The 21,312-nt window shown below is 38.7% G+C and carries 16 protein-coding genes; 4 read left to right on the top strand and 12 right to left on the bottom strand.

Features of this window, described 5'->3' with window-relative positions; translation table 11 throughout:
• Nucleotides 1–7: 7 nt before the first annotated feature.
• From HDC90_RS04980 to HDC90_RS04935, 10 genes are all read right to left on the bottom strand, one after another.
• A complete protein-coding gene (locus tag HDC90_RS04980) occupies nt 8–1,015 on the bottom strand; it encodes a YncE family protein (RefSeq protein ID WP_184464463.1) in 1,008 nt (335 codons plus the stop codon).
• Nucleotides 1,016–1,068: 53 nt separating this feature from the next.
• Nucleotides 1,069–4,113, bottom strand: coding sequence for an efflux RND transporter permease subunit (locus HDC90_RS04975; RefSeq protein ID WP_184464461.1), 3,045 nt, complete (start codon nt 4,111–4,113; stop codon nt 1,069–1,071).
• Between the two features lie 2 nt (nt 4,114–4,115).
• A complete protein-coding gene (locus tag HDC90_RS04970; protein WP_184464459.1) occupies nt 4,116–5,042 on the bottom strand; it encodes an efflux RND transporter periplasmic adaptor subunit in 927 nt (308 codons plus the stop codon).
• Between the two features lie 2 nt (nt 5,043–5,044).
• Nucleotides 5,045–6,292 carry a TolC family protein gene (locus HDC90_RS04965; protein ID WP_184464457.1) on the bottom strand — a complete coding sequence of 416 codons (1,248 nt, stop codon included), beginning with the start codon at nt 6,290–6,292 and terminating at the stop codon, nt 5,045–5,047.
• Between the two features lie 12 nt (nt 6,293–6,304).
• Nucleotides 6,305–7,096, bottom strand: coding sequence for a phosphatase PAP2 family protein (locus HDC90_RS04960; protein WP_184464455.1), 792 nt, complete (start codon nt 7,094–7,096; stop codon nt 6,305–6,307).
• A gap of 2 nt (nt 7,097–7,098) precedes the next feature.
• A complete protein-coding gene (locus HDC90_RS04955; protein WP_221451792.1) occupies nt 7,099–7,506 on the bottom strand; it encodes a PepSY-like domain-containing protein in 408 nt (135 codons plus the stop codon).
• 248 nt (nt 7,507–7,754) lie between these two features.
• Nucleotides 7,755–9,008, bottom strand: a complete 1,254-nt coding sequence (locus HDC90_RS04950; RefSeq protein WP_184464453.1) for a HAMP domain-containing sensor histidine kinase — start codon at nt 9,006–9,008, stop codon at nt 7,755–7,757.
• Entirely contained in the window at nt 9,005–9,682 is a 678-nt protein-coding gene (locus tag HDC90_RS04945) for a response regulator transcription factor (RefSeq protein WP_184464451.1), read from the bottom strand. Before HDC90_RS04945 ends, HDC90_RS04950 begins: the two co-directional genes overlap by 4 nt.
• A gap of 69 nt (nt 9,683–9,751) precedes the next feature.
• On the bottom strand, nt 9,752–10,345 hold the full coding sequence (locus HDC90_RS04940; protein WP_184464449.1) for an HD domain-containing protein: 594 nt from the start codon (nt 10,343–10,345) through the stop codon (nt 9,752–9,754).
• Between the two features lie 63 nt (nt 10,346–10,408).
• Nucleotides 10,409–12,805 (bottom strand): TonB-dependent receptor domain-containing protein, encoded by a 2,397-nt coding sequence (locus HDC90_RS04935; protein ID WP_184464447.1) that lies wholly within the window; start codon nt 12,803–12,805, stop codon nt 10,409–10,411.
• A gap of 125 nt (nt 12,806–12,930) precedes the next feature.
• Between HDC90_RS04935 and HDC90_RS04930 the strand changes: the two genes are divergently transcribed.
• From HDC90_RS04930 to HDC90_RS04920, 3 genes are all read left to right on the top strand, one after another.
• Entirely contained in the window at nt 12,931–15,354 is a 2,424-nt protein-coding gene (locus HDC90_RS04930; protein ID WP_184464445.1) for a TonB-dependent receptor domain-containing protein, read from the top strand.
• 156 nt (nt 15,355–15,510) lie between these two features.
• On the top strand, nt 15,511–16,218 hold the full coding sequence (locus tag HDC90_RS04925) for a hypothetical protein (protein WP_184464443.1): 708 nt from the start codon (nt 15,511–15,513) through the stop codon (nt 16,216–16,218).
• A 168-nt stretch (nt 16,219–16,386) separates the two neighbouring features.
• Nucleotides 16,387–18,324 (top strand): LTA synthase family protein, encoded by a 1,938-nt coding sequence (locus tag HDC90_RS04920; RefSeq protein WP_184464441.1) that lies wholly within the window; start codon nt 16,387–16,389, stop codon nt 18,322–18,324.
• 115 nt (nt 18,325–18,439) lie between these two features.
• Here the strand turns inward: HDC90_RS04920 and HDC90_RS04915 are convergent, their stop codons facing one another.
• Nucleotides 18,440–18,934, bottom strand: a complete 495-nt coding sequence (locus HDC90_RS04915; RefSeq protein ID WP_184464439.1) for an SRPBCC domain-containing protein — start codon at nt 18,932–18,934, stop codon at nt 18,440–18,442.
• Nucleotides 18,935–19,109: 175 nt separating this feature from the next.
• Here HDC90_RS04915 and HDC90_RS04910 point away from each other — a divergent pair, with 175 nt between their 5' ends.
• The gene (locus HDC90_RS04910) at nt 19,110–20,090 is read left to right on the top strand and encodes a GlxA family transcriptional regulator (RefSeq protein ID WP_184464438.1); all 981 of its coding nucleotides are present in this window, start codon (nt 19,110–19,112) and stop codon (nt 20,088–20,090) included.
• Nucleotides 20,091–20,230: 140 nt separating this feature from the next.
• On the opposite strand, the gene HDC90_RS04905 is transcribed toward HDC90_RS04910, so the two are convergent.
• On the bottom strand, nt 20,231–21,007 hold the full coding sequence (locus HDC90_RS04905) for a CPBP family intramembrane glutamic endopeptidase (RefSeq protein ID WP_184464436.1): 777 nt from the start codon (nt 21,005–21,007) through the stop codon (nt 20,231–20,233).
• Between the last annotated feature and the right edge of the window lie 305 nt (nt 21,008–21,312).

The raw sequence follows: 21,312 nt of genomic DNA, 5'->3' as shown, positions 1-21,312 counted from the left end.
TGTTTGCCTATTTACCTACTTCCAGAATTTTAAAACTTCCGGGAATACGATGTGGGCGTTGATTAGCATCTGTACTTTTTTCGAAAGCCGCCGTTGGTAAAAAAAGATGATGACTGGCCAAATCAATGGCAATGGTTCTTGCGCCTACTTCTGTTTTTACAGTTTCCTGTACAGTAAATTGATTGGCTGAAACTTCTTTTACCACTGTAATATTACCTTCACCATTGGCGCTGTAAGCTAATTTAGTGGCCGGATCGAAAACTACACCATCGCAATTATTACCTATCGCTATGGAAGCGATCTGTTTGCCTGTTTTGGCATCAAGAACAAGCATCACTTTGTTAGCACAAACGGTAAACAGCCTTGATGTTACACGATCTATAGCTAAACCTGAAGGCTCTTCCCCTCCCTTTAGTTTATACCTTGATAAAACTTTATTAGTATTTAAATCAAAACAAACAATTTCTCCGGTATCTTCGATATTTACATACACTTTTCCCTTCCCGTCTGACACGCCCGCTTCTGGTTTGCCGCCTAATGGAATCGTTGTCACAACCTGATCAGTATTTGGATCGATAATACTGGCATCGTTACTTTTACCGTTAAATACGATTACTTTTTTGCTAAAATCATCAAAGAAAGTGGCATCAGGATTCTGTCCTACTTTAACTTGTGCAGTTACAATAAAATTGTTCAGATCAAAAACCGTACAAGTACCTGCTTTGCCATTGGTGGTGTATCCTTTCCCGAACGGACCTACAATTGCGATTCCGTGTACACCTGGTGTATTATGAATTACGCCTACCGAGTCGCCATTGTTCTTATTTAATATATTTACCTGGTTGCCGTGCGACACAAAAAGATTGTTGTGCTGCTGATCGATACTGACATAATCCCAACCTCCATCGCTTTGTATTTTATGAACAGCCAGTACACGCAGGCTACTTTTTTGTTGGGCATTTGCAACAATCGACATTGCAGAAAGAAGCACAATGCTTAATAATTTCCTTTTCATTTTTTTTAGTTTTAATATGCTTAGGGTACGGATTTAATCTGTTACACTTGGGCTTAATCTCCTTCAACTTTAGCCGATTGGTATAATTTCCTGATCAGGCTGGGCAAGGCCACCAGCAATAAAGGCAAGGCTACAATAAAGCCGCCAATAACAGCAATGGCCAATGGTTGATGCAGTTGTGCACCAGCACCTATACCCATGGCTAATGGCATTAATGCGATAATGGCACCTAATGCAGTCATTAGTTTTGGCCGTAGCCGGGTAGAGATAGCAAAGGTTATTGCATCATCAACGCTTTGATTAATTAATGATTCTTTAAACTGCAGGAAGGTAAAAATTGCATTCTCGCCAATAATGCCTACAATCATAATCAACCCGGTGTAACTGCCTACATTGAGTGGTGTATGGGTTAAAAACAAAGCTAAATAACTCCCTGAAATACCAAGCACCGAGATTAATAAAATTAAAAAGGCAATTTTAAAATCTTTAAACAGGAACAAAATTACACTAAACACCAGCAAACTCGAGGCAATGAGGATGGTTAGCAATTCGGAAAACGATTGCTGTTGCTCTTTATATGCACCACCATATTCGATATGGTAGCCTGAAGGCAGGTTTACTTTGTTGTTTATCGTTTTCTGAAGATCTTTCATTACACTGCCCAGATCCCGGTTATCGAGCCTCGCCGTAACTACGCCAATGGTTTGTAAATTTTCTCTTTCTACTTCGGCATTGCCTGATTTAAGCACGACCTCTGCCATTTGATTGATGGGAACCGCTTTACCATTTGGCAAGAAAATTTTAAGCTTGTTAATATCTGCAACACTAAAAGTCCGGCTGCCAGGGTAAACCATACGAATGGGCGAAAGCTGTTGTTTATCGTATAAATCGCCAATTAAAGTCCCTTGCATAGCTGTTTGAAGCTGCGATTGGAAAGACAACGGGCTAATGCCATACTGCGCCAGCAAAACAAAATTAGGCTGAATACTAACTGCTGGTCCTGAAAGGACTATACCATCAAACACATCAGCTGTACCATCCACATGCGAAACAATATTGGCCACTTTTTTTGATAAGGCCTGGAGTTTTTCCTGATCATTACCAAAAATTTTCACCTCAATGGGTTGGGTCGAGCTCATTAAATCGCCTAACATGTCGCCAATTACCTGCCCAAAGTCTACCACAAGTGCTGGTTGTGTATTTTCGATATGTGAGCGTATTTCGGAAATGACCTCATCGGTACTTTTTTTCCTGTTATGTTTTAGCTGAATTAGATAATCGCCAGTATTGGGTTCGGTGATAAAAAAGCCCATCTGAGTTCCGGTTCTTCTGGAGTAAGCCTGCACCTCAGGGATTTTAACAATCTCCTTCTCCACTTCCCTTAGCATCCGGTCGGTTTCTTCGAGCGAGGTGCCCGGTGGCGAAGCATAATCCATCACAATACTACCTTCATCCATTTCGGGGAGGAATCCGGTCTCTAACCGGGGAAAAATGAGTACGATCGACGTGATGAGCACGAGTGTAAACACAATGGAGATATAAGGCCGTTGTATAAAATAACGGACCCAGTTTTGCGATTTAACCTCGTGTACTGCTGCTGTTTTACCAGAAGCTGCATGGCTGCCCCCTTTACGGGTCAACAAAAGATAAATCACTGGTAAACCTATCCAGGTAACAAAAAAGGAACAGGCCAAAGTAATGATCATGGTATTGGTCATTACCTGAAAATAAGAACCCGCCACTCCTGTCATCAATACAAAGGGGACGAATATAACGATGGTACTGATTGAAGAGCCCAACATGGCCGGAAAAAGATATCCAACAGCCTTGCTCAACAACCTCATGGTAAGCTCTTCCGGGTGTTCTTCATGTGTACGGTGAATTTGCTCCACTACCACAATGGCATCATCTATAATTAAACCTATGGCAGCTGCAATAGCCCCAAGTGTCATAATATTGAGTGAATAACCAATAAAATAAATTACAATTATGGTTAAACAAAGCGTAACGGGGATGGTAATTAAAAGCGTTACACTTGCTTTAAATGATCTTAGAAAAATAAAAGCAACAATAATGGCTAATGTTAAACCGATCAATAAACTATCGCGTACGCTTTTTACCGATTCATTCACAAAATCTGCTTGTACATAATAAGGTTTAATACTTACTCCAGCGGGTAGAATATGTTTCAACTGTTCTACTTTGGTAAACATCTCGTTCGAAAGATCGATCAGATTGGCATTTGGCTGTTTGATTACAGCAATTAGAATCCCATCTTTACCATTGGCGTTAATGCGTGTGTACTCTACACTCTGTTGGATATTTACCTTGGCAATATCCATCACTTTAACAATCCGGTTGCCCTTTCTGCTTAATACCAGGTTTTCCAGATCGGTTTTGTTTTTTACAGTAGCATCTGTTACAGATAGGTAAAGATAATTGTGATCGGCCAGGTAACCGTTAGATTTAATAAAATTGGTTTGGCTAAGTCCATTGCTGATCTGATCTGGAGTTATACCGAGCGTCTGCATTTTCTGTGCGTCAAGTTCCAGCCAAAATTCTTTACTTTTACCACCAATTACACGGATTTCGGAAACACCGTCAACCTGTGAAAGAAAGGGTTTTACCGTATAAGTTGCGATTTTTTTCAGTTCGGCAGGTGAATAATTATGGCTTTCCAAGCTGTATCCACTTACCGGAAGGATTGATGGATTCATTTTCTCGACCGAAATATTAACACCGACTGGCAACGAAGCGCTTATTTTGGCAATTTGTGCTTCTATCCGCTGTTGGCTAAGATCGATATCGGCACCAGGGTTCATAAATGCAGAAAGTTCGCAACTGCCCCTACTGGTTTTACTCCTAACCAATTGAAGATCGGGCACCTGTTTTACTGCATTTTCTAAAGGCCTTGTTACGGTAACCACCATCTTATCAACCGGCTGCAGTTCTGCATCGGCAATAATCTTAATTTTCGGAAAGGTAATTTCAGGAAAAAGCCCTGTTTTTAACTGACTGAAAGCATATATCCCACCTACCAAAATAATGAGCAGCACTGCCAGGATAGGGTTTTTATGGGAAATAAAAAACTTGTTCATGGCTATTTCTGGATTTTAACTTTGGCCGTATCTGCTATTCCATAATTTCCAGATGTAATAATCCGGTCTGTTTTCGAAAATTTCGGTTCAAGCACTTCGATTGTATGCTCACTTTCGATGCCTTTTTTCACGTTTATCTTTACTGCGGTAGAATCATTGATGAGTTTCATTACCCAAAACTCATCTTCAGTTTCGTTGGCCAATACTGCCGATTTAGGTAGTACCTGAGCCTGTGCGTGGTTAACTTTCGTTAACTTTACTTTAGCAATTAAACCTTCCGGAATATCTTTACTTGCGGCCACTTTAAGTACATACCGCTGGGTTTGTGCCAAAGAATCTACCGATGGCATTGTTCCTGAAACCGTACCTGTCATTTTGCTCCCATCTGGTAACAGTACCTCCAGGCTTCTGTTCTGATTGATCAGCTGATTATATTCGTAAGGCAGATCAAGTAAAAAAACCAAACTATTACGGTTACTGATCACGGCGAGTGCCTCCCCATCCTGTACATAATCTCCTTTCTGATGGTTTACCTGGATAATTGTACCTGCCTGATCGGCCCTGATATCGGAAATTCCAGAAAACTTAAAACCTGCATCAAGCTTATTTACGCTGTTTCCTATTGATTTAGCTTCTTTGGTAATTAAACTAAACAGCAACTGATGGCTCCCCACCTGCTTGCCTACTATGGCCTGGGCATTTTGTATATATCCATTAATATTTGCTTTTACAAAACTCTTCTCCAAATAGGCCGAAACAGCCGAAAACGCTATAAATTCCGAGAGAGAGCTGTCGCGCACGGTAGTTACCTGAACGGGAGTAACCGGCGAGGGTTCAGATACATTTTCTGCCGGGGCCGAATGATTACATCCCGAAAAAACAAACAGCATGGCGAAAGCACCACACATTAATTTTAGATAGCTCTTCATGGTTATCGGTTCCAGTAGTTAAATTGATTAATCAGTTTTAAACGGTTAATTTGAGTTTGTCGCAACAGGTTCTGGGCAGCCAGGTAATTATTAATCGCAATTACGAAATCGGCCACTTTTAAATCGCCGGTATGCATCAGTTTCCGGTCTACTTCAATTAAACCTTTACTAAAACGGATTTGCTCATTTATTTTCGGAAAAAGCGCATCGGTTTGCTCAAGCTGTTGCTTAATCAGGTTTAACTGTTGTTGCTGTTGTCTGCTAAAAAAGTCGCGGTAATTAACAATGGTTTTAGCAGCGAGACTAAGTTTATTGTATTGCATTTTTTTCTGGTGCCCATCGTAAATGGGTACAGAGAAAGTGAAGCCTACACTAGCGCCAAAATTTTTATAGGGTTGCAAAATAAACGAAGAATTATAGCCACCATTGGCATATATCCCCAGTTTAGGCTTATAATTAAGATCTATAGCGTTTTTCTGGTTGCTGTTCTTTAAACTATCAATATCAAAACGTTTATTAAAAAAGTGATGTGTAGCGACTAAATTATCGGTCTGCAATTCTGGATCTGTCAGTTTAACCTGGGCAGTATCAGCAATACCAGCCAGATAATTTAAGGTGGCATAATCGTTTTTAAACTGCAGTTCGGCCTGTTGCAGCGCAAGTTGTTGCTGCTGCAACGTAACCAGGAATGTTAAATATTCTGCTTGTTTATAAATATTGCTGCGGGTAAGTTTTTTGAGCAATATTTCTTCTTGTTCAAGTAAAGTAACCACATCGCGGTTAAAACCAACTTGCTGTTGGCTGGCATAGGCTAAAATATACTGATCGGCAACAGACCGTTGTAAATCAAACAGAGAAAGCTGACCAGCATATTGAATAGAATCACTTTGGATTTTAACACCTTCCAGCTGATTATTGATACGTTTCCTGTTTAGTAAATCGTAATTCACACTCAGCAAGGCCTCGAGTGCCTGCCCATTGGTTAACACCGCATCATAACCGTAACCACTAATAACGGGCGCATACATTCCGGCAGAATTGGCGGTAACCTGAGCCCCGCCTGTAGCACGAACAATTAAACTATCAATCCCTGCAGCACGTTGCTGATTACGCAGATCTTTAAGCACAGGGCTAGTTAATTCGGCCTGTTTTAAATAATAATCCAGATTTTTAGCTATCACCTGTGCCTTTGCTGCTGTTCCAGAAAAAGCAACGATACATAAAATCTGGTATTTCAATTTATTATTCATGGATCGCTAACATTAAAACCTCCCCGAAAGCATTAAACCAGTACTTCCCTGCTGGTGGAAAGGCATAAATGTAAAATTGCCGCCCTTTTTATTGGTAAAAAGGCTTTTAATGTAAGGATAAACCAGATAGGATATTTTAGTCGAGGCAATTCCAAATCCTGCCCCGGCTACCACATCGCTAAACCAGTGTTTGTTGTTGTACATCCTTAGCGTTCCGGTAGCGGTGGCTACGAAATAACCTGCATAACCGATCCAGGGGTTAACATCTTTATATTCTTGGTGCAGAAATTCGGCGGCCATAAAAGCAGAGGCTGTATGTCCTGAAGGAAAAGAATTTAGTCCCGATCCATCAGGCCGTTCTCTACCAATGCCTCGTTTCACAAAATGGGTAGAAACGCCCATAATTGCAGCCGAGGTAACATATAACATGGATGCATCAAATAAATTATGTTTACCTTTTATACCCGATAAATTAAGCGCGTATACCGCAGCTGCTGGGGCAAATTGGAGATAGTCATCAACATGGGCTGCAAATAAAGGATGATCTTCCTGCAATTCTGCCTTGGTACTTACATCCAGTTGTTTTAAAGCACCATGATCGTAAACTGCTGCAAAGCCATAACCCATTAATACTACGGGCGCAATAAATGCCGTAGCTTTAAATTTTTGTTTTGGAATAGGAGTTCCACTATACCACCTTGCTAAAGAATCGGTATTGGCATTTTTAACCGAATCGATACTTTGTGCAGCACACGATGTGGTAAAAACAACGAAAAACAAAGCGCATATCAGGATGTTTCGCATAACTATAATTTTACAGAATTTCCGTTCAGATCAAATAACAGATCTTTTCCTTTCACTTCGGCCTCATAACGGATAGATCCGTCGGCTTTAATAATTTTAGCAGCCTCTGCTATTTTACTACCGTTCAGTTTGGCAAGTATAACTGCTGGTAATTCGTTAGGCTTAATTGCTGTTTCAGTTTCCAGCAGCACACCTTTTGCAGTATAAACTACCGAAGTTGCTTTGCCGTTTAGCGTAAATGCAGCTTCATAGTCCTGTTTTTCCATTTCCCAATTTGCTTTTACTCCAGGATAAAGTTTTGCGAATGCGTCCTTTACTTCAACCGGCACTTTAGCAGCACTGATTTTTTGTGCCCTAACCGATGTAAACATGGCACCTACGAGTAATAAAATTACAAAAATTCTTTTCATAGCTTTTAAATTTTAAATCAAAACTAAAAGTGAATTATGAAGAAATTCTGTAGTTCATTTTCAGAACGTAAAGGTTCGTATTGACAAGAACTATGGCGACAGGATTTATTAATTATTCACATGAGACCAATGAAGGAGATGCTGAAACAAGTTCAATAGAACGGTTGGTAGCAATGAGAAAATAAAAGATTCACAGCAAGACTAACTTGACAATTAAATCTACCGGAAATACTCGTCCTACAATCAGCTCAACCAGCAAAATGAACTTTAAAAACATGCTCACCGTTTTCTGCCTGGTAACTAATCCGGAAGCCATAAAGATTACAGATCTGTTTAGTGATGGCCAAACCTAAACCCATTCCTTCTGAATCGGCAGATTTTGAAAAGCGGTCGAAAATTTTGCTTTGGATATTACCAGGTTTTCCGGAGTTTGCCATAATCAATGCAACTGAACTGAGTTCAACACGAATATATCCGCCAGTAATATTGTGTCTTACTGCATTGCTAAACAGATTATTCAGTAAAATATCTGCCAAATAGCGACTCATTTTTATTTCAACAACCTGTAAATCTGCAGTAAGGCTTAGTCCATCTTTTTCAAACAGTTCCTGAAACTGACGGCCTTTTACCTCCACCATTTCTTTAAGATCAATCTCCTGAAAATCTGGGATCAGGTTATTTTCAATTTTGGCCAGCAATAGCAACGATTGGTGCAGGCGGGATAAGCGGCCTGTAGCGTGGTAAACATCGGCCAACAGCTCACCCTGTTGCGCCGTAAACGATTCTGTTTGAAGTAAAGAGTCGAGTTTGGAATTGATTACCGCCAAAGGTGTCATCATTTCGTGCGAAGCATTGTCGGTAAAACTTTTAAGTTCTTTATAATCGCGCCTTACCCTTTCAGCCATGGCATTAACAGATTGATTGAGCTCATTAAATTCATCAATCCGGGTATCTTCGTGTGCTATGGCATCCATACGGGCAACCTCAAACGATTTCATCCCGTTTAAAATAGCATAAAACGGCCGCCAGAGTCTGTTTAACACAAACCTGTTAATTAACAGCAGCGATAAAAGCAAAATCAATGTAATGCCAATGGTAATTAAAAGGATAATCCTCACCAAATCTTCCGACTCGACCCTTGATTTCGTGATGGTTACTTCAACAGCTTTTCCATTTAGATGCACTACGGTAATTAAACTTCTGCCGGGTTCATTTTCCCGCTCTTTGGGATTGTAATAGCGGGTATACAAAAACTCCCGCTCTGGTACATGGCCAGAAAGGTTTTTATAAGCAATTTTTTGATCGAGGTAACTAGCAGGCAATGGGAGCTTGTGGTAGGTACTTACATACTGACGGATTTCATTTTCTTCAACTACCAGATCCCGATCTAGTTTTTCTGTTAAAATAAAATGGATGACCACATAATAAATTAAGCCGGTAATGGCAAAAACCACTATAGAGGTTAAAATATTTACCCGGTTATACCGGTTAGCCAGTTTCATATATCACCAAATTTATAGCCTATTCCGTAAACTGACCTGAGATAATCAGCAGCGCCGGCTTCAAGTAGTTTTTTCCGTAGATTTTTAACATGGGTATAAATGAAATCGAAATCATCCGACAAATCCATTTCATCGCCCCAAAGGTGCTCGGCCATGGCATTTTTGGTTACCACTTTATTGCGGTTAGAAAGGAAATAAACCAACAGATCGAACTCCTTTTTGGTTAATATAACCAGATTGCCTTTAACCGTTACTTTCATCGCCGAAACATCAACAGCCATTTCATTAAAATGAATTATATTATCGCCATCAAAGTTTTTACGGCGTACAATAGCACTTACGCGCGCCTTAAGTTCCGATAAATGAAAAGGTTTCACTAGGTAATCATCGGCCCCCAGATCAAGGCCTGCCAATTTATCATCTAAAGAGTGCCTGGCAGAAATAATCAGTACCCCATCTCTTTTTTTGAGCTGTTTGAGTTTCGTCAGCAATTCCAACCCCTCCCCACCGGGCAGCCCCAAATCTAAAAGAATACAATCGTAACTGTAAACTGCTATCTTTTCGCTGGCCAATGCAAAATCTGAAGCATGCTCACATATATTTCCTTCACCTGTAAAATAGGCCAAAATACTTTCCAGTAAAGCGGGTTCATCTTCTATGACCAGGATTTTCATTTTGTATCTTTTTTATGCTTTTAAAGTAACCATTAAAACCCGAAAGTTAAACATCTGGTTCTAATTAAATCAGGTAAAACGCTGGATAAGCTTTTCTATATTCCGGTCTTTCTTCTTTTGCAGAAACTGTCTGCCATAATCGGTAAAATATTGGTGGCCTATAAGCATTTTGATATTAATAGCATCCCATTCTCTATGACTGTAAGCCAAATTAATATTTTCTTCCCACTCCCGTTTCAACCTTATAGCAAAATCGGTATAAGCTGGCAATGCAAAATGATAAAAATCGGCATCGCATATTATTTTTTCTAAATTATTGTGGGGCAGTTGAGGATATTTAGTAGCTAAAATGCAGTTTTTAACCTGTTCTATATCCAAACTACTTAAACCATTCGTGCTTAAGAAAGTGCCAGCCATTTCGGCGCTGATAGCCTCGTGCCCCATATATTGCCTGGTGTAACCAATGTCGTGTAAATAGGCTGCCAAAGTAAGTACCAACATCTCGTGTCCGCTTACAGCACTGTGCTCTCCAATTATCTTCACACCTTCTACTACCAGCAAGGTATGTTCGAAATTATGAAAATACATGTGCGCTGGAAGCTCATTTTCTAAAAGCTCCTGAACATAATCTGATACCCTATTGATCAATATTTCCTCTTCCACTTACAAAAAATAGATGCTACAATATTATAGGTCAAATCTGAAGAAAAACTGTAGCCTCACGTTTTACTGACTATTATCGAATTGCAAATCTTTCTTTTTCTTAACGATGCCAAAATTATAACTAAAACCCAGGTAAAAAATTCTGGAGTTACTTCTCTGATTAATGTTTTGCAAGAGCAAAGGTGATTGCAGTTCGGCAACCTGCCGCTGTGATTTAAACAAATCTGATACCGTGAGGTACACAGAACCTTTTTTCTTTAAAACCTCCTCTCTTAAACCAATATTTAACACATAGCTAGGCAGGTACTTACCTTGCGGAGTTAAACGTGCCGATTTATATACAGAATTAAGCTGAACGGCCGTTCCCCATGGCAAAATATAACTTCCATTAACATTTGCCGACCAGGTAATGGTAGATTTTTTATTGCTATAGCCAAGATTAGAAGCATCAATCTGATTATAAAATATGTTTGGAATCAGGTTAAAGCTCAGCTTATCACTAGGATGCATGGTAAGCATTACATCAGCTCCAAAAGCCCGGTCATTGCTCAGGTTCTGTTGTCGGGTTACCAGAACCGAATCATTTAATGGCGCTGTAATGGCTGTAAAACGGTTATAGGTATAACGGTAATAAATGCCGGGTAAAATACTGAAATGATCGTTACTCCACTGATAGCCCAGCTCTACGGAGTGGATAATTTCTGGCAATAAATACGGATTACCTACTCTTACATTAGTAGGATCAGCGTATTCTGCAAATGGATTTAACTCATCGGCTTCTGGCCTTCTTACCCTTCTGCTGTAATTTAACTGCAATTCTTTGTTTTTAGCCAGTTTATAGGTAAAATGAAGTGTTGGGTACAATTTAAAATAATGATTGGGTACCACCGTTCCTGTAGTAATCAGTTTAGAGGTTACATCTGCATACTCTCCCCTTAAGCCTAACATCACCCCGATTTTTTTAATATCTAAAGCATAAGTACCGTATAGGGCATGTATATTTTCGTTGTAAATGAAACGATTGGTTTTATTAAAATCTGTCAAAAATCTTTGTTGAGCCTGATTAAAAGCTTCTCCGTAAAAATCAAGATCTTCTTTATTGTACTGTCCGTCGTAACCTGCTTCAATCTTACTGTTTTCAGTAATGGGGTTTTCATAAGTTATAGCCGCATGCTTCTGATCGGCAGTTTGTTTAATCAGGGTATTATCTAACTGGTTGGCAACAGCCGGATACCTGAACAAATTGGTATAATGGTTATCTTCAACCTCTGGCGAATGTGCAATATTAAACTCCAGCCTTAACTTGTTTCCGTTCTTTTTAAATCCGTGTTCTGCATAAATTGTAGCATCAAAGTTTTTTTCCTGTTCGAAATTTTCCCTTTTTCTATCATAATCCTGCTCTAATGACGAAGCCGTACGGATCATTTTAGTGGTAATATCATGTTTGTGTATATTACGAACGTAAAAATTGCCCGATAAGCCCATAGTAGTTTTATCAGAAAGATTATAGTCTATACCAATACCACCAATATTAGAAAAAGGTCTCGCTCGCTGGGTAGCGAAATCATCATAATACCGTACTGCCTGTGTTACCGGATCGGTTTGCACACGGTTATTAGTATTGGTCCTCAACCTGTCGTCTAGTTTCAAACTGTAATTTCCATAAATATTTATTTTACCGATGTTATCATTCACATTTGCACCGGCATTATAACGTTCACGGTTTCCAATATTTCCGGTTAATGTTCCGTTTAAGCCCCGTTTCACATTCTTTTTCAATACAATATTGATAATCCCACCTGTGCCATCGGGTCTGTATTTAGCTGATGGATTGGTAATTACTTCTATCTTTTCGATACTATTAGCGGGGAATTGTTGTAATGCTGCTGCGGCATTTGCCCCCATTAAAGGTGAAACCTTTCCGTTAATCAAAATAGTAGCGGTTGAATTGCGCAAACTGATATTCCCATCCATATCTACCTGTACCAGCGGAACGTTGGCCAATACCTCACTTGCTGATCCCGATTTAGCTAACATATCCTGCGATACATCGTAAACCTTTCTATCTATACTATTGTTGTAAAGTGGCTTTTTTGATGCAACAGTAACCTCGTCAAGATTTTTCATTCCGCCATCCAGTTTTATATCCTGAATTATTCTTTTGTTTGTAGCACTCACTGCAAAACTTGCGCTTTTAAAATTCTGATAACCGATAAAACTAGCTACAACAAAATAGGTTCCTTCCGGAACATTGTTTAATTTATAGTTTCCCTTTGCATCGGTTACTTCCCTTCTGATAATATCCGCACTTCCAGGCTTCATTAATACGATATTCACGAATTCCATTGCTTTCAATGAAGATCCATCAACAGTTTTTCCAACAATAACACCATTGATTTGAGCATAAAGAACCAGGGGTACAAAAAATAAAAGAGATAATAATGTATAAATTTTAATCATTGAAGCATTTTTTCTGCATAGTTACAGTTCAAATCTGTCGAAAATTTGAAGATGGCGTAAAACATTAAGATTCAGTTTTTCTTCAGATTTGCATCCTAATTTGCCAGCGGAAAACTTAATTAATTATGAAAAACTACAAACGAATATTAAAGCTATTTTGCTTTTCTATATTTCTATTAGCGGATGATATTTGCGCACAGGAAAAAGTCGTAACCGTTTCCGGACAGATTAAAGAAGCGAAAAACAAAAACACGCTTCCTTACACTAATGTTGTTTTAAAGAAAATAAACGACGAAAAGGTACTACTGGGTACCATTAGCGATGATCAGGGCCGGTTCACCATTAAAGACATTCCTTCGGGTAATTATAATCTCGCCATCAGCATTGTTGGATATCAAACATTAAAAAAACAGATTAACATAGGCTCTCTCAGTCCCTTTCTTGATCTGGGCCTTTTTGAACTCACAGAAGATGCACAAAGTCTGCAAACTGTTAACATTCAAGGTACGCGAACAGAAGGTTTAAGCAATAAATTGGATAAAAAAACTTACGATCTCGCAAAAAACACCAGCCAACTGGGCGGATCGGTGCTACAGGCCATGCAAAACCTGCCAGGCATTACCATTCAGGATGGAAAAGTGCAGCTTAGGGGAAACGATAAGATAGCGGTGCTGATTGATGGTAAACAAAACGCAATAACAGGTTTTGGCAGCCAAACGGGGCTCGATAATATTCCGGCATCGGCTATCGAGCGCATCGAAATTATCAACAACCCCTCTTCAAAATACGATGCCAATGGCAATGCAGGTATTATTAATATCATTTACAAGAAAAATAAGCAAGAAGGCTTTAACGGAAAATTAGGTATGAGCACCGGTTTGGGTGCTTTATGGCTAAGGAAAGAGAATCTGCAGGGCATTAGTCCGCAGTACCAGGCCACTCCAAAATTTAACCCTTCCCTATCTCTAAATTACCGGAAGAACAAGTTAAATACATTTTTACAAGCCGATTATTTATATACACAAACCTTAAATAAAAACGAATTTTCGCAAAGGGTTTATGATGATGGTACAGTGATTAACCAGCAAGTTAAACGCAACCGTACCACCACATTTACCACGGTAAAAAGTGGTTTTGATTATAATCCTAATGAGCGCAATAGTTTTACGCTATCAGGCTTTTTTAATCGCGAAAAAATTGGCGATCTGGGTGATATTCCTTATTACAATAGCGATTTTACCGTTCGGAACCGTCTGTGGCAATTTGTAGAGGATGAGGTAAAATATACCGCTACAGGCACCGCGTTGTACCAACATAAATTTGCACAACCAGGCCACACTTTGAATGCTGGTTTTAACTATACCTGGCACCGTGAAGATGAAAAATATTTCTTCACCAACATCATGCCCACCTTTACCGGAATGGATGCTTTTAAACTTCTGTCAGACGAGCATGTTTCAGATTTTAATCTAGATTATGTACGTCCGTTAAAGCATGGAAGAATTGAAGGTGGTATAAAATACCGTTATAGAATAATTCCAACAAATATGCAGTTTTATCCGGGTCTAAACTCGCCTATTGATGTTAACGCGGGTGGCTGGGCCGATTATCGCGAAAATATTCCAGCTGTATATGGCAACTACGTTTATGAGAACAACAAAATAGAACTCGAAGCTGGCTTAAGGATGGAATATGTACGTGTAGATTATAAAGTAAATCCCAATCATAACACCTATAAAAGCGATGGTTACGAATATTTCAGACCATTCCCCAATGTACGCCTGGCTTACAAAATAAATGAGCAAAACAAAATAAGTGCCTTCTACAACCAAAGGGTAGACCGTCCAAATGAAGTCGATATCAGGATATTTCCTAAATATGATGAGCCTGAATTGCTGAAAGTTGGCAATCCGACACTCAGACCTCAGTTTACGCATGCTTTAGAATTGGGTTATAAATACAATTGGGACAAAGGCTATTTTTACGGGGCTGCTTTTCATAAAATTGTTAATGGAACCATTACTCGCATCGCCACCATTGTTCCGGGCAATACCATTATTTATAATATTTTTCAAAATGCCGGAAAAAGCTTTAACACTGGTGGCGAATTGTTATGGCAACAGGAAATTAACTCCTGGTTTTCGTTTAACTTAAGTACAACACTATATAAAAACACTATTAACGCCTTTAGCATAGCCAACCAATACCCTGTTCCAACGATATACAGTATGCCCAATCAATCTATCGTATCAAGTAATGCTAAATTTAACGGACAGTTCAAATTAGCTTCAAAAACCGACATCCAGCTATCTGCAGTTTATCTGGCTCCAGATATTATTCCACAAGGAAAAATTGGGGCCCGCTTTTCCACAGACCTTGGAATTAAAAAGCAGATTCAGAAAGGAAAAGGTGAAATTTTCTTAAACGGAACCGACATTTTTAATACCTTAAAAATCAAAAAAGAAATTAATGGCAATGGCTTTAAATTTAACAGTACGGATTTTTATGAAACCCAAGTGTTCAGGTTAGGTTACAGCTATAAATTTTAAGACAATCCAAATCAGTTTGACAGAGGCAAATCAGTTTATAAGTGGTTCGTGGCGACACGAACCATTGCTTTCGATCAACTTCAGAATTGCTACAGAATTGATGCTTATATTTAATATCAACACTAACCAAATCTGATATCCTTAAAATCAAACAAAATGACTAAACTTTACCAAATTACGAGCGCACTGTTCATGCTAGTGCTTTTTATGGGCTGCACAAAAAAAGAAGTAGCTACCGATACCAAATTGAGCTACAGTTTTAGCGCCAGCAATTTAAATGCTTCGTTAAGCAGCAATGCAAGCGCTAGTGGTGCTGTGGTAGCTGCTGGTACAAACGGAAGCATAAACTGGACCACAGCAAGTGTTAATGTTGCCAAAATCGAATTCAGTGCAACCAAATCAGGTAGTGGGGCAATTAATCTAGAAACTAAAAACCTTTACCTGGTTAATGCTTTAAAACCTGATTCTTTATCTGGCACCGTTAATATAGCTTCGGGTGTATACGAGAATAACCAATTTAACCTAACCTTGGCCAGCTCATTAACCAACCCGCCTTTGTTATTAACAGGAACATATATTGAGGCTTCGGGAACAAAAATTCCGGTAAGATTCGAAATGAACCAGGCACAAGTAGTTAAACTTGAGGCTAAGAGAGTGGAAGTTACTGCCGGAACTTACGTAGCTAAAGTTACGGTACAACTTAATGCCCTGGTAACCGGCCTAACTGCAAGCGATTTCGGACAAACCACACGTACCGGAGCCAATAACATGATTATTGTTTCGAGTACCATTAATAAAGCATTGTATGAAAAATTAGTTGCCCGCTTTACTTCAACATTGAGTGTTGATTTTTCAAAACAATAACAATACGGTGTTAGCCAGGTATTAATGAATTGCTAATTTAAAGCATTAATACTAATTTCGCTTATCCAACCAATATTCAGAGTTCCTTCAGAATTGAAACTTACCTTTACCCTTTACAAAAAATAAGGTCTTGCAGGTAAGTTTTAATCGTTAGAACGCCGCCCAATTATGAGCATTAAAGAAAAAACAAGTAAACTATTAGAAACCAGGTTCGGTCCTGTTTTTCTGGCTACGTTGTTATTATGTAGCATTTCGTTATTAACCCGCATTACACTATTAATTTATAGTGCGGCTTCTTTCGACTGGTCTATTTTAAACCTCTTAAAAGTTTTGCTCATCGGTCTGTTTTACGATCTGGCTGCAGCCTCTTTTGCCGTTATACCGCTGGTTATTTACCTTTGGCTGTTCCCAGCCAAAGCCTATACGGGCAAAACAAGCAGGGTATTACTCTTTATCTATTTTTTCGTTGTTATTTTAACACTCATTTTCAATGCCGTTTCCGAATGGTTCTTTTGGGAAGAATTTTCAGTACGTTATAACTTTATTGCTGTCGATTATTTGGTATACACAACCGAAGTGATCGGAAATATCCGCCAATCGTATCCCATTAATACCATTTTAGCTGTGTTGATTATTTTAACTGCGGGTGTTGTTTACCTGTTAAGAAACTTAATTACAGTATCTACCTACCAGCAGACACGCTTTGGCAAAAGAACCAAAATTGCACTCATTTTGCTGTGCCTGCCCGTATTTACTTATTTCTGTGTAAGCCACAAGTGGAAAAACAACAGCAGTAACCAATATGTAAACGAACTTTCGGGCAATGGCATGTATGAGTTTGGCTATGCTTTTTGGCATAATCAGCTCGATTATGATGCCTTTTACAAAACGCTGCCCATTAAAAGCGCTGCCAATATTATTCAGCACTTACTCCCAGCAGATTCTATTGCAAGAACCGACATCAGTACCTCCAGAATGATCAATAATTCCGGAGCTGAAAACAAGATGAATGTAGTACTGATCAGTGTAGAAAGCTTAAGCGCTGAGTTTCTAGGTACTTTTGGCAATACGCAGCATATTACCCCACAACTCGATTCGCTGGCAAAAGAAGGTTTGCTCTTTAACAATTTATACGCTTCAGGAACGCGTACCGTACGGGGCCTTGAAGCACTATCGCTTTGCATCCCACCTACCCCAGGGCAATCGATCGTTAAACGTCCTGATAATAAAAACCTGTTTACCTTAGGCAGCATATTTCGCGCTAAAGGATACAATAGCAGGTTTATTTATGGTGGCTATGGCTATTTCGATAATATGAACGAGTTCTTTTCTAACAATGGTTACCAGGTAACGGATAGAAGTGCACTTCAGGATTCGGAAATCCATTATTCAAACATCTGGGGCGTAGCCGATGAAGATCTATTTACACTTTCGTTACGCGAACTGGATAAAGATTATAAAGACAAGAAACCTTTTTTCGCGCAGATTATGACGGTTTCGAACCACCGCCCTTATACTTATCCTGAAGGTAGGATTGATATCCCCTCGCACACAGGTAGAGAAGGTGCAGTTAAATACACCGATTACGCTATTGGCAAATTTATACGAGAAGCGAAACAGAAACCTTGGTTTGCTAATACGTTATTCGTAATTGTAGCCGATCATTGCGCTTCTAGTGCAGGTAAAGTAGAGTTACCGGTTGATAAATACCATATCCCAATGATTTTTTACAGCCCAGGACACATTGCGCCTGGCAAATTCGAGAAACTCACTGCACAGATCGATATTGGTCCAACAATTTTGGGATACCTGAATTTCAGTTACAACAGTAAGTTTTTTGGCCAGGATGTGTTTAAGATGAAAGATAGCGAAGAAAGGGCTTTTATTAGCACTTATCAGAGTTTAGGCTACATTAAAAATGATAAGCTGGTTATTCTCGATCCGAATAAAAAAGCAACTACATACAAGCCCGATTTTACTACCGGAAGTGCCGTAGCCATACCCGCAGACCAGAAATTAATTAATGAAGCTATATCCAATTACCAAATGGCTTCGTACCTCTACCAAAATGGTTTATACGGCTTTGAATCCAAAAAGAAACCCTAATAAATTTAAGCATAAATATCGGGTTGCTGATTTGGAAAGAAGATGAAAGTAAAATTGATGAGTGTATATATTAACTGCAGCCTGTTCATTAAAATTGAACAGGCTGCAGTCTTTATTAGGCTTCCAGTTTCCACTTTTTTGCCAGTTTGGTATTAAAACCATCATTTTCTTTAGGGTTTGGCTCTCCCTTCCCTGTAGTAATTAGTTTATACAAACTTTCTTTAATATAGTTGGTCCATGCTTCCCTGCAAATCACATAACATTCGTAATGAGGCACTAAGCCCTCGTGTGTAAAAGTTACAGCGGTTTGTGCACCCTTTTTAGAAATATCGAAAACCAGCTTTGTACCAATCCATTCGCTTTTATCGGTTGTAAACTTAAAATAGTTGTCTAATATTAACCAAGCCACTTTTTGATCTGGAATCAGTTCAATTAATTTCATTTTACAATAATGGATATCTCTATAATGATAAACGGATTCGGCGTTAAGAATATCGGTATCTCCTTCAATGGCTTCCGACCACCATCCCCTAACATTGGTGATGGCATTAAATGCTTCATTCGGACTTTGATCTACCAAAATGGTGGCTGTAAAATCTTGCTTTTCCATAGGTTCTGCTGTTGTTTAAATTTAAGATTGATTAGAATAAAACAAAGTTAACAGCAATATAGGTTGCAAACAGGGTGCAAAATAGACATTATAGCGGGTTGATTTGGACAGCTTTAAGTTTTATCTTTAAACAAAAAATAGCAGATTAATGCGAAAATAATATAAAACCACTAAGATGAAACACATTACCATCCTTGTACCCGACGGGCCGAACAACCTAAGTAGTATTGTTGGTTCATATAAAATCTTAAGCAGGGCTAATGCATACTGGCAGGAAAACGGCAAAAGACAGCTATTCAAAATTGAGCTGGCAGGTATTTCCAAAGCAGTCGATTTTTATGAAGGTTTATTTTCAGTGAAACCGCACAAACATATTTCATCTATAACCAAAACCGATCTTGTAATTATCCCCTCTTTAAATCACAATTACCAACAGGCAATGGAAGGGAACAATGAACTGATTGGTTGGATTTCTACACAATATAAAAATGGTGCCGAAATAGCGAGTGTTTGTACCGGAGCATACCTTTTGGCATCAACTGGTTTATTAGATGGCAAAACCTGTTCTACACATTGGATTGTAGCTGATCATTTCAGCAAAATGTTTCCAAAAGTAGATTTACAACCAGATAAACTGATTACTGACGAAAATGGTATATATACTAACGGTGGGGCTTATTCTTTTTTAAATCTACTCCTTTATCTAGTAGAAAAATACTTTGATAGGCAAACGGCTATCTTTTGTTCGAAGGTTTTCCAGATAGAGATGGACAGGCAAAGCCAATCTAGCTTTATTATTTTTAAAGGGCAAAAATTACATGGCGATGAAATGGTTAAAGAAGCACAAAATTATATTGAGAACAACCTCCAACAAAAAATATCTGTAGAAGATTTATCGACCAGGTTTTCAGTTGGCAGGAGAAGTTTTGATAGAAGATTTATTAAGGCAACGGGAAACACACCAATAGAATATTTGCAACGTGCTAAAATAGAATCGGCTAAAAAGGCTTTAGAAACCACTAGAAAAACCGTTAATGAAGTAATGTATGAGGTAGGTTATGCAGATGTAAAGGCTTTTAGAGAGGTATTTCGGAAAATTACTGGAGTTTCTCCACTGGAATATCGAAATCGGTATAATAAGGAAATGGTGGCCTAAAATCATCAGGCAATATGCTAATGATTCATATTTTACTTTGCTGAGCTGAATTTAGAAAGTTACGAATAATTTTAAGCTCCGGTTGATTAAATTATCAAATGTATAGTTGCAAATTTACCTGTCATCAATTAAGCCTTATTTTATCCTACGGGCTTTTTGATTTTCCAAATGGCGATTATGGTTATAAGTATGATTAAGAAATAAGGTAAAGATATATTAAACATATTATAGGTGGCATGGCTGTTGTTGATGATGACCAAAGCAGAACCTTTGCCTCCTGCAGTTCGTGGGATGAGCTCCTGTGCGTAATTCCATCCCAAATGGATCCCGATGGGAAACATCAAATTTTTAGTCTTAATATAAGCCAAGCCAAAGAGCACCGAGCCAGCCCCGGTAGACAACATAACCAGGATAATATCATCTACCGCCATCCCTTTATTAATATGCATCAACCCAAATGGAATAACAATCAGTAACTGTGCAACCCATGGATGGTATTTTTTTAGAAGCTCCTGGAATGGATAGCCTCTGAAAACAAATTCCTGAACAAATGCAGACCACAAACACATCAGAAAAGTAACCAACAGAGAAATTGGATCGATATGACTGTTCAGCTTCCAATTGTCTTTGGTGAGTAAGACTGTTAAAAGAAAAGTTACAATCAGCATCCCGATCCCAATACCAAGCCCTTTAAAAAAATCAGTTGTTGTTCTCTTATCTCTTGGCCAGAAACCTAAGGAAGATAGAGATTTGTTTTCTAACCTAAGCAATATCCAGCTCATTATTAGCGCAATAATAAAAAAGAAAATAAAATCGTTGAGTACTGGAACGACCCCTGCAATGACTGTTGCAAGAAACAGGAATAGGAAATAACATACTACTTTAAGCCATGGTGGCAGATTTGCAATCATTTTCATAATTGTGATTTTTATGTAAATAGCCTAATTTTAATTTTCACCCGCAACTTTAATCGACAGAATAGAAAAAAACCGATATTAAAGCCAGTTTTTAAGCAATAAAGCGATAATTCGCCAAGCAAAAACTGCTTGTCGGGTCATAATTGGGGTTAGTTGTCGAATTTAGGCTGTTGGTCGTTAATATTTGCGGTAGTGTAGAGAATAACAGATATTTAACCCATGCAGATCTCCAGGCTCGTCGAAAAAATCTATATTAAGCCAACAATCAGGATAGGCTTACACTTTCTCTTTTGGACAATGCTTTT

The sequence above is a fragment of the Pedobacter sp. AK013 genome (assembly GCF_014205835.1).
Lineage (GTDB): Bacteria > Bacteroidota > Bacteroidia > Sphingobacteriales > Sphingobacteriaceae > Pedobacter.
The sequence above is the reverse complement of the archived record's forward strand: the minus strand, read 5'-3'. Positions and strand labels throughout refer to the sequence as shown.

Coding starts and splice junctions, on each gene's coding strand:
- HDC90_RS04910 (WP_184464438.1), top strand. CDS start 19,110: ATGAAACACATTACCATCCTTGTACCCGACGGGCCGAACAACCTAAGT.
- HDC90_RS04960 (WP_184464455.1), bottom strand. CDS start 7,096: ATGCGAAACATCCTGATATGCGCTTTGTTTTTCGTTGTTTTTACCACA.
- HDC90_RS04965 (WP_184464457.1), bottom strand. CDS start 6,292: ATGAATAATAAATTGAAATACCAGATTTTATGTATCGTTGCTTTTTCT.
- HDC90_RS04955 (WP_221451792.1), bottom strand. CDS start 7,506: ATGAAAAGAATTTTTGTAATTTTATTACTCGTAGGTGCCATGTTTACA.
- HDC90_RS04980 (WP_184464463.1), bottom strand. CDS start 1,015: ATGAAAAGGAAATTATTAAGCATTGTGCTTCTTTCTGCAATGTCGATT.
- HDC90_RS04950 (WP_184464453.1), bottom strand. CDS start 9,008: ATGAAACTGGCTAACCGGTATAACCGGGTAAATATTTTAACCTCTATA.
- HDC90_RS04935 (WP_184464447.1), bottom strand. CDS start 12,805: ATGATTAAAATTTATACATTATTATCTCTTTTATTTTTTGTACCCCTG.
- HDC90_RS04930 (WP_184464445.1), top strand. CDS start 12,931: ATGAAAAACTACAAACGAATATTAAAGCTATTTTGCTTTTCTATATTT.
- HDC90_RS04925 (WP_184464443.1), top strand. CDS start 15,511: ATGACTAAACTTTACCAAATTACGAGCGCACTGTTCATGCTAGTGCTT.
- HDC90_RS04975 (WP_184464461.1), bottom strand. CDS start 4,113: ATGAACAAGTTTTTTATTTCCCATAAAAACCCTATCCTGGCAGTGCTG.
- HDC90_RS04905 (WP_184464436.1), bottom strand. CDS start 21,007: ATGAAAATGATTGCAAATCTGCCACCATGGCTTAAAGTAGTATGTTAT.
- HDC90_RS04915 (WP_184464439.1), bottom strand. CDS start 18,934: ATGGAAAAGCAAGATTTTACAGCCACCATTTTGGTAGATCAAAGTCCG.
- HDC90_RS04945 (WP_184464451.1), bottom strand. CDS start 9,682: ATGAAAATCCTGGTCATAGAAGATGAACCCGCTTTACTGGAAAGTATT.
- HDC90_RS04970 (WP_184464459.1), bottom strand. CDS start 5,042: ATGAAGAGCTATCTAAAATTAATGTGTGGTGCTTTCGCCATGCTGTTT.
- HDC90_RS04920 (WP_184464441.1), top strand. CDS start 16,387: ATGAGCATTAAAGAAAAAACAAGTAAACTATTAGAAACCAGGTTCGGT.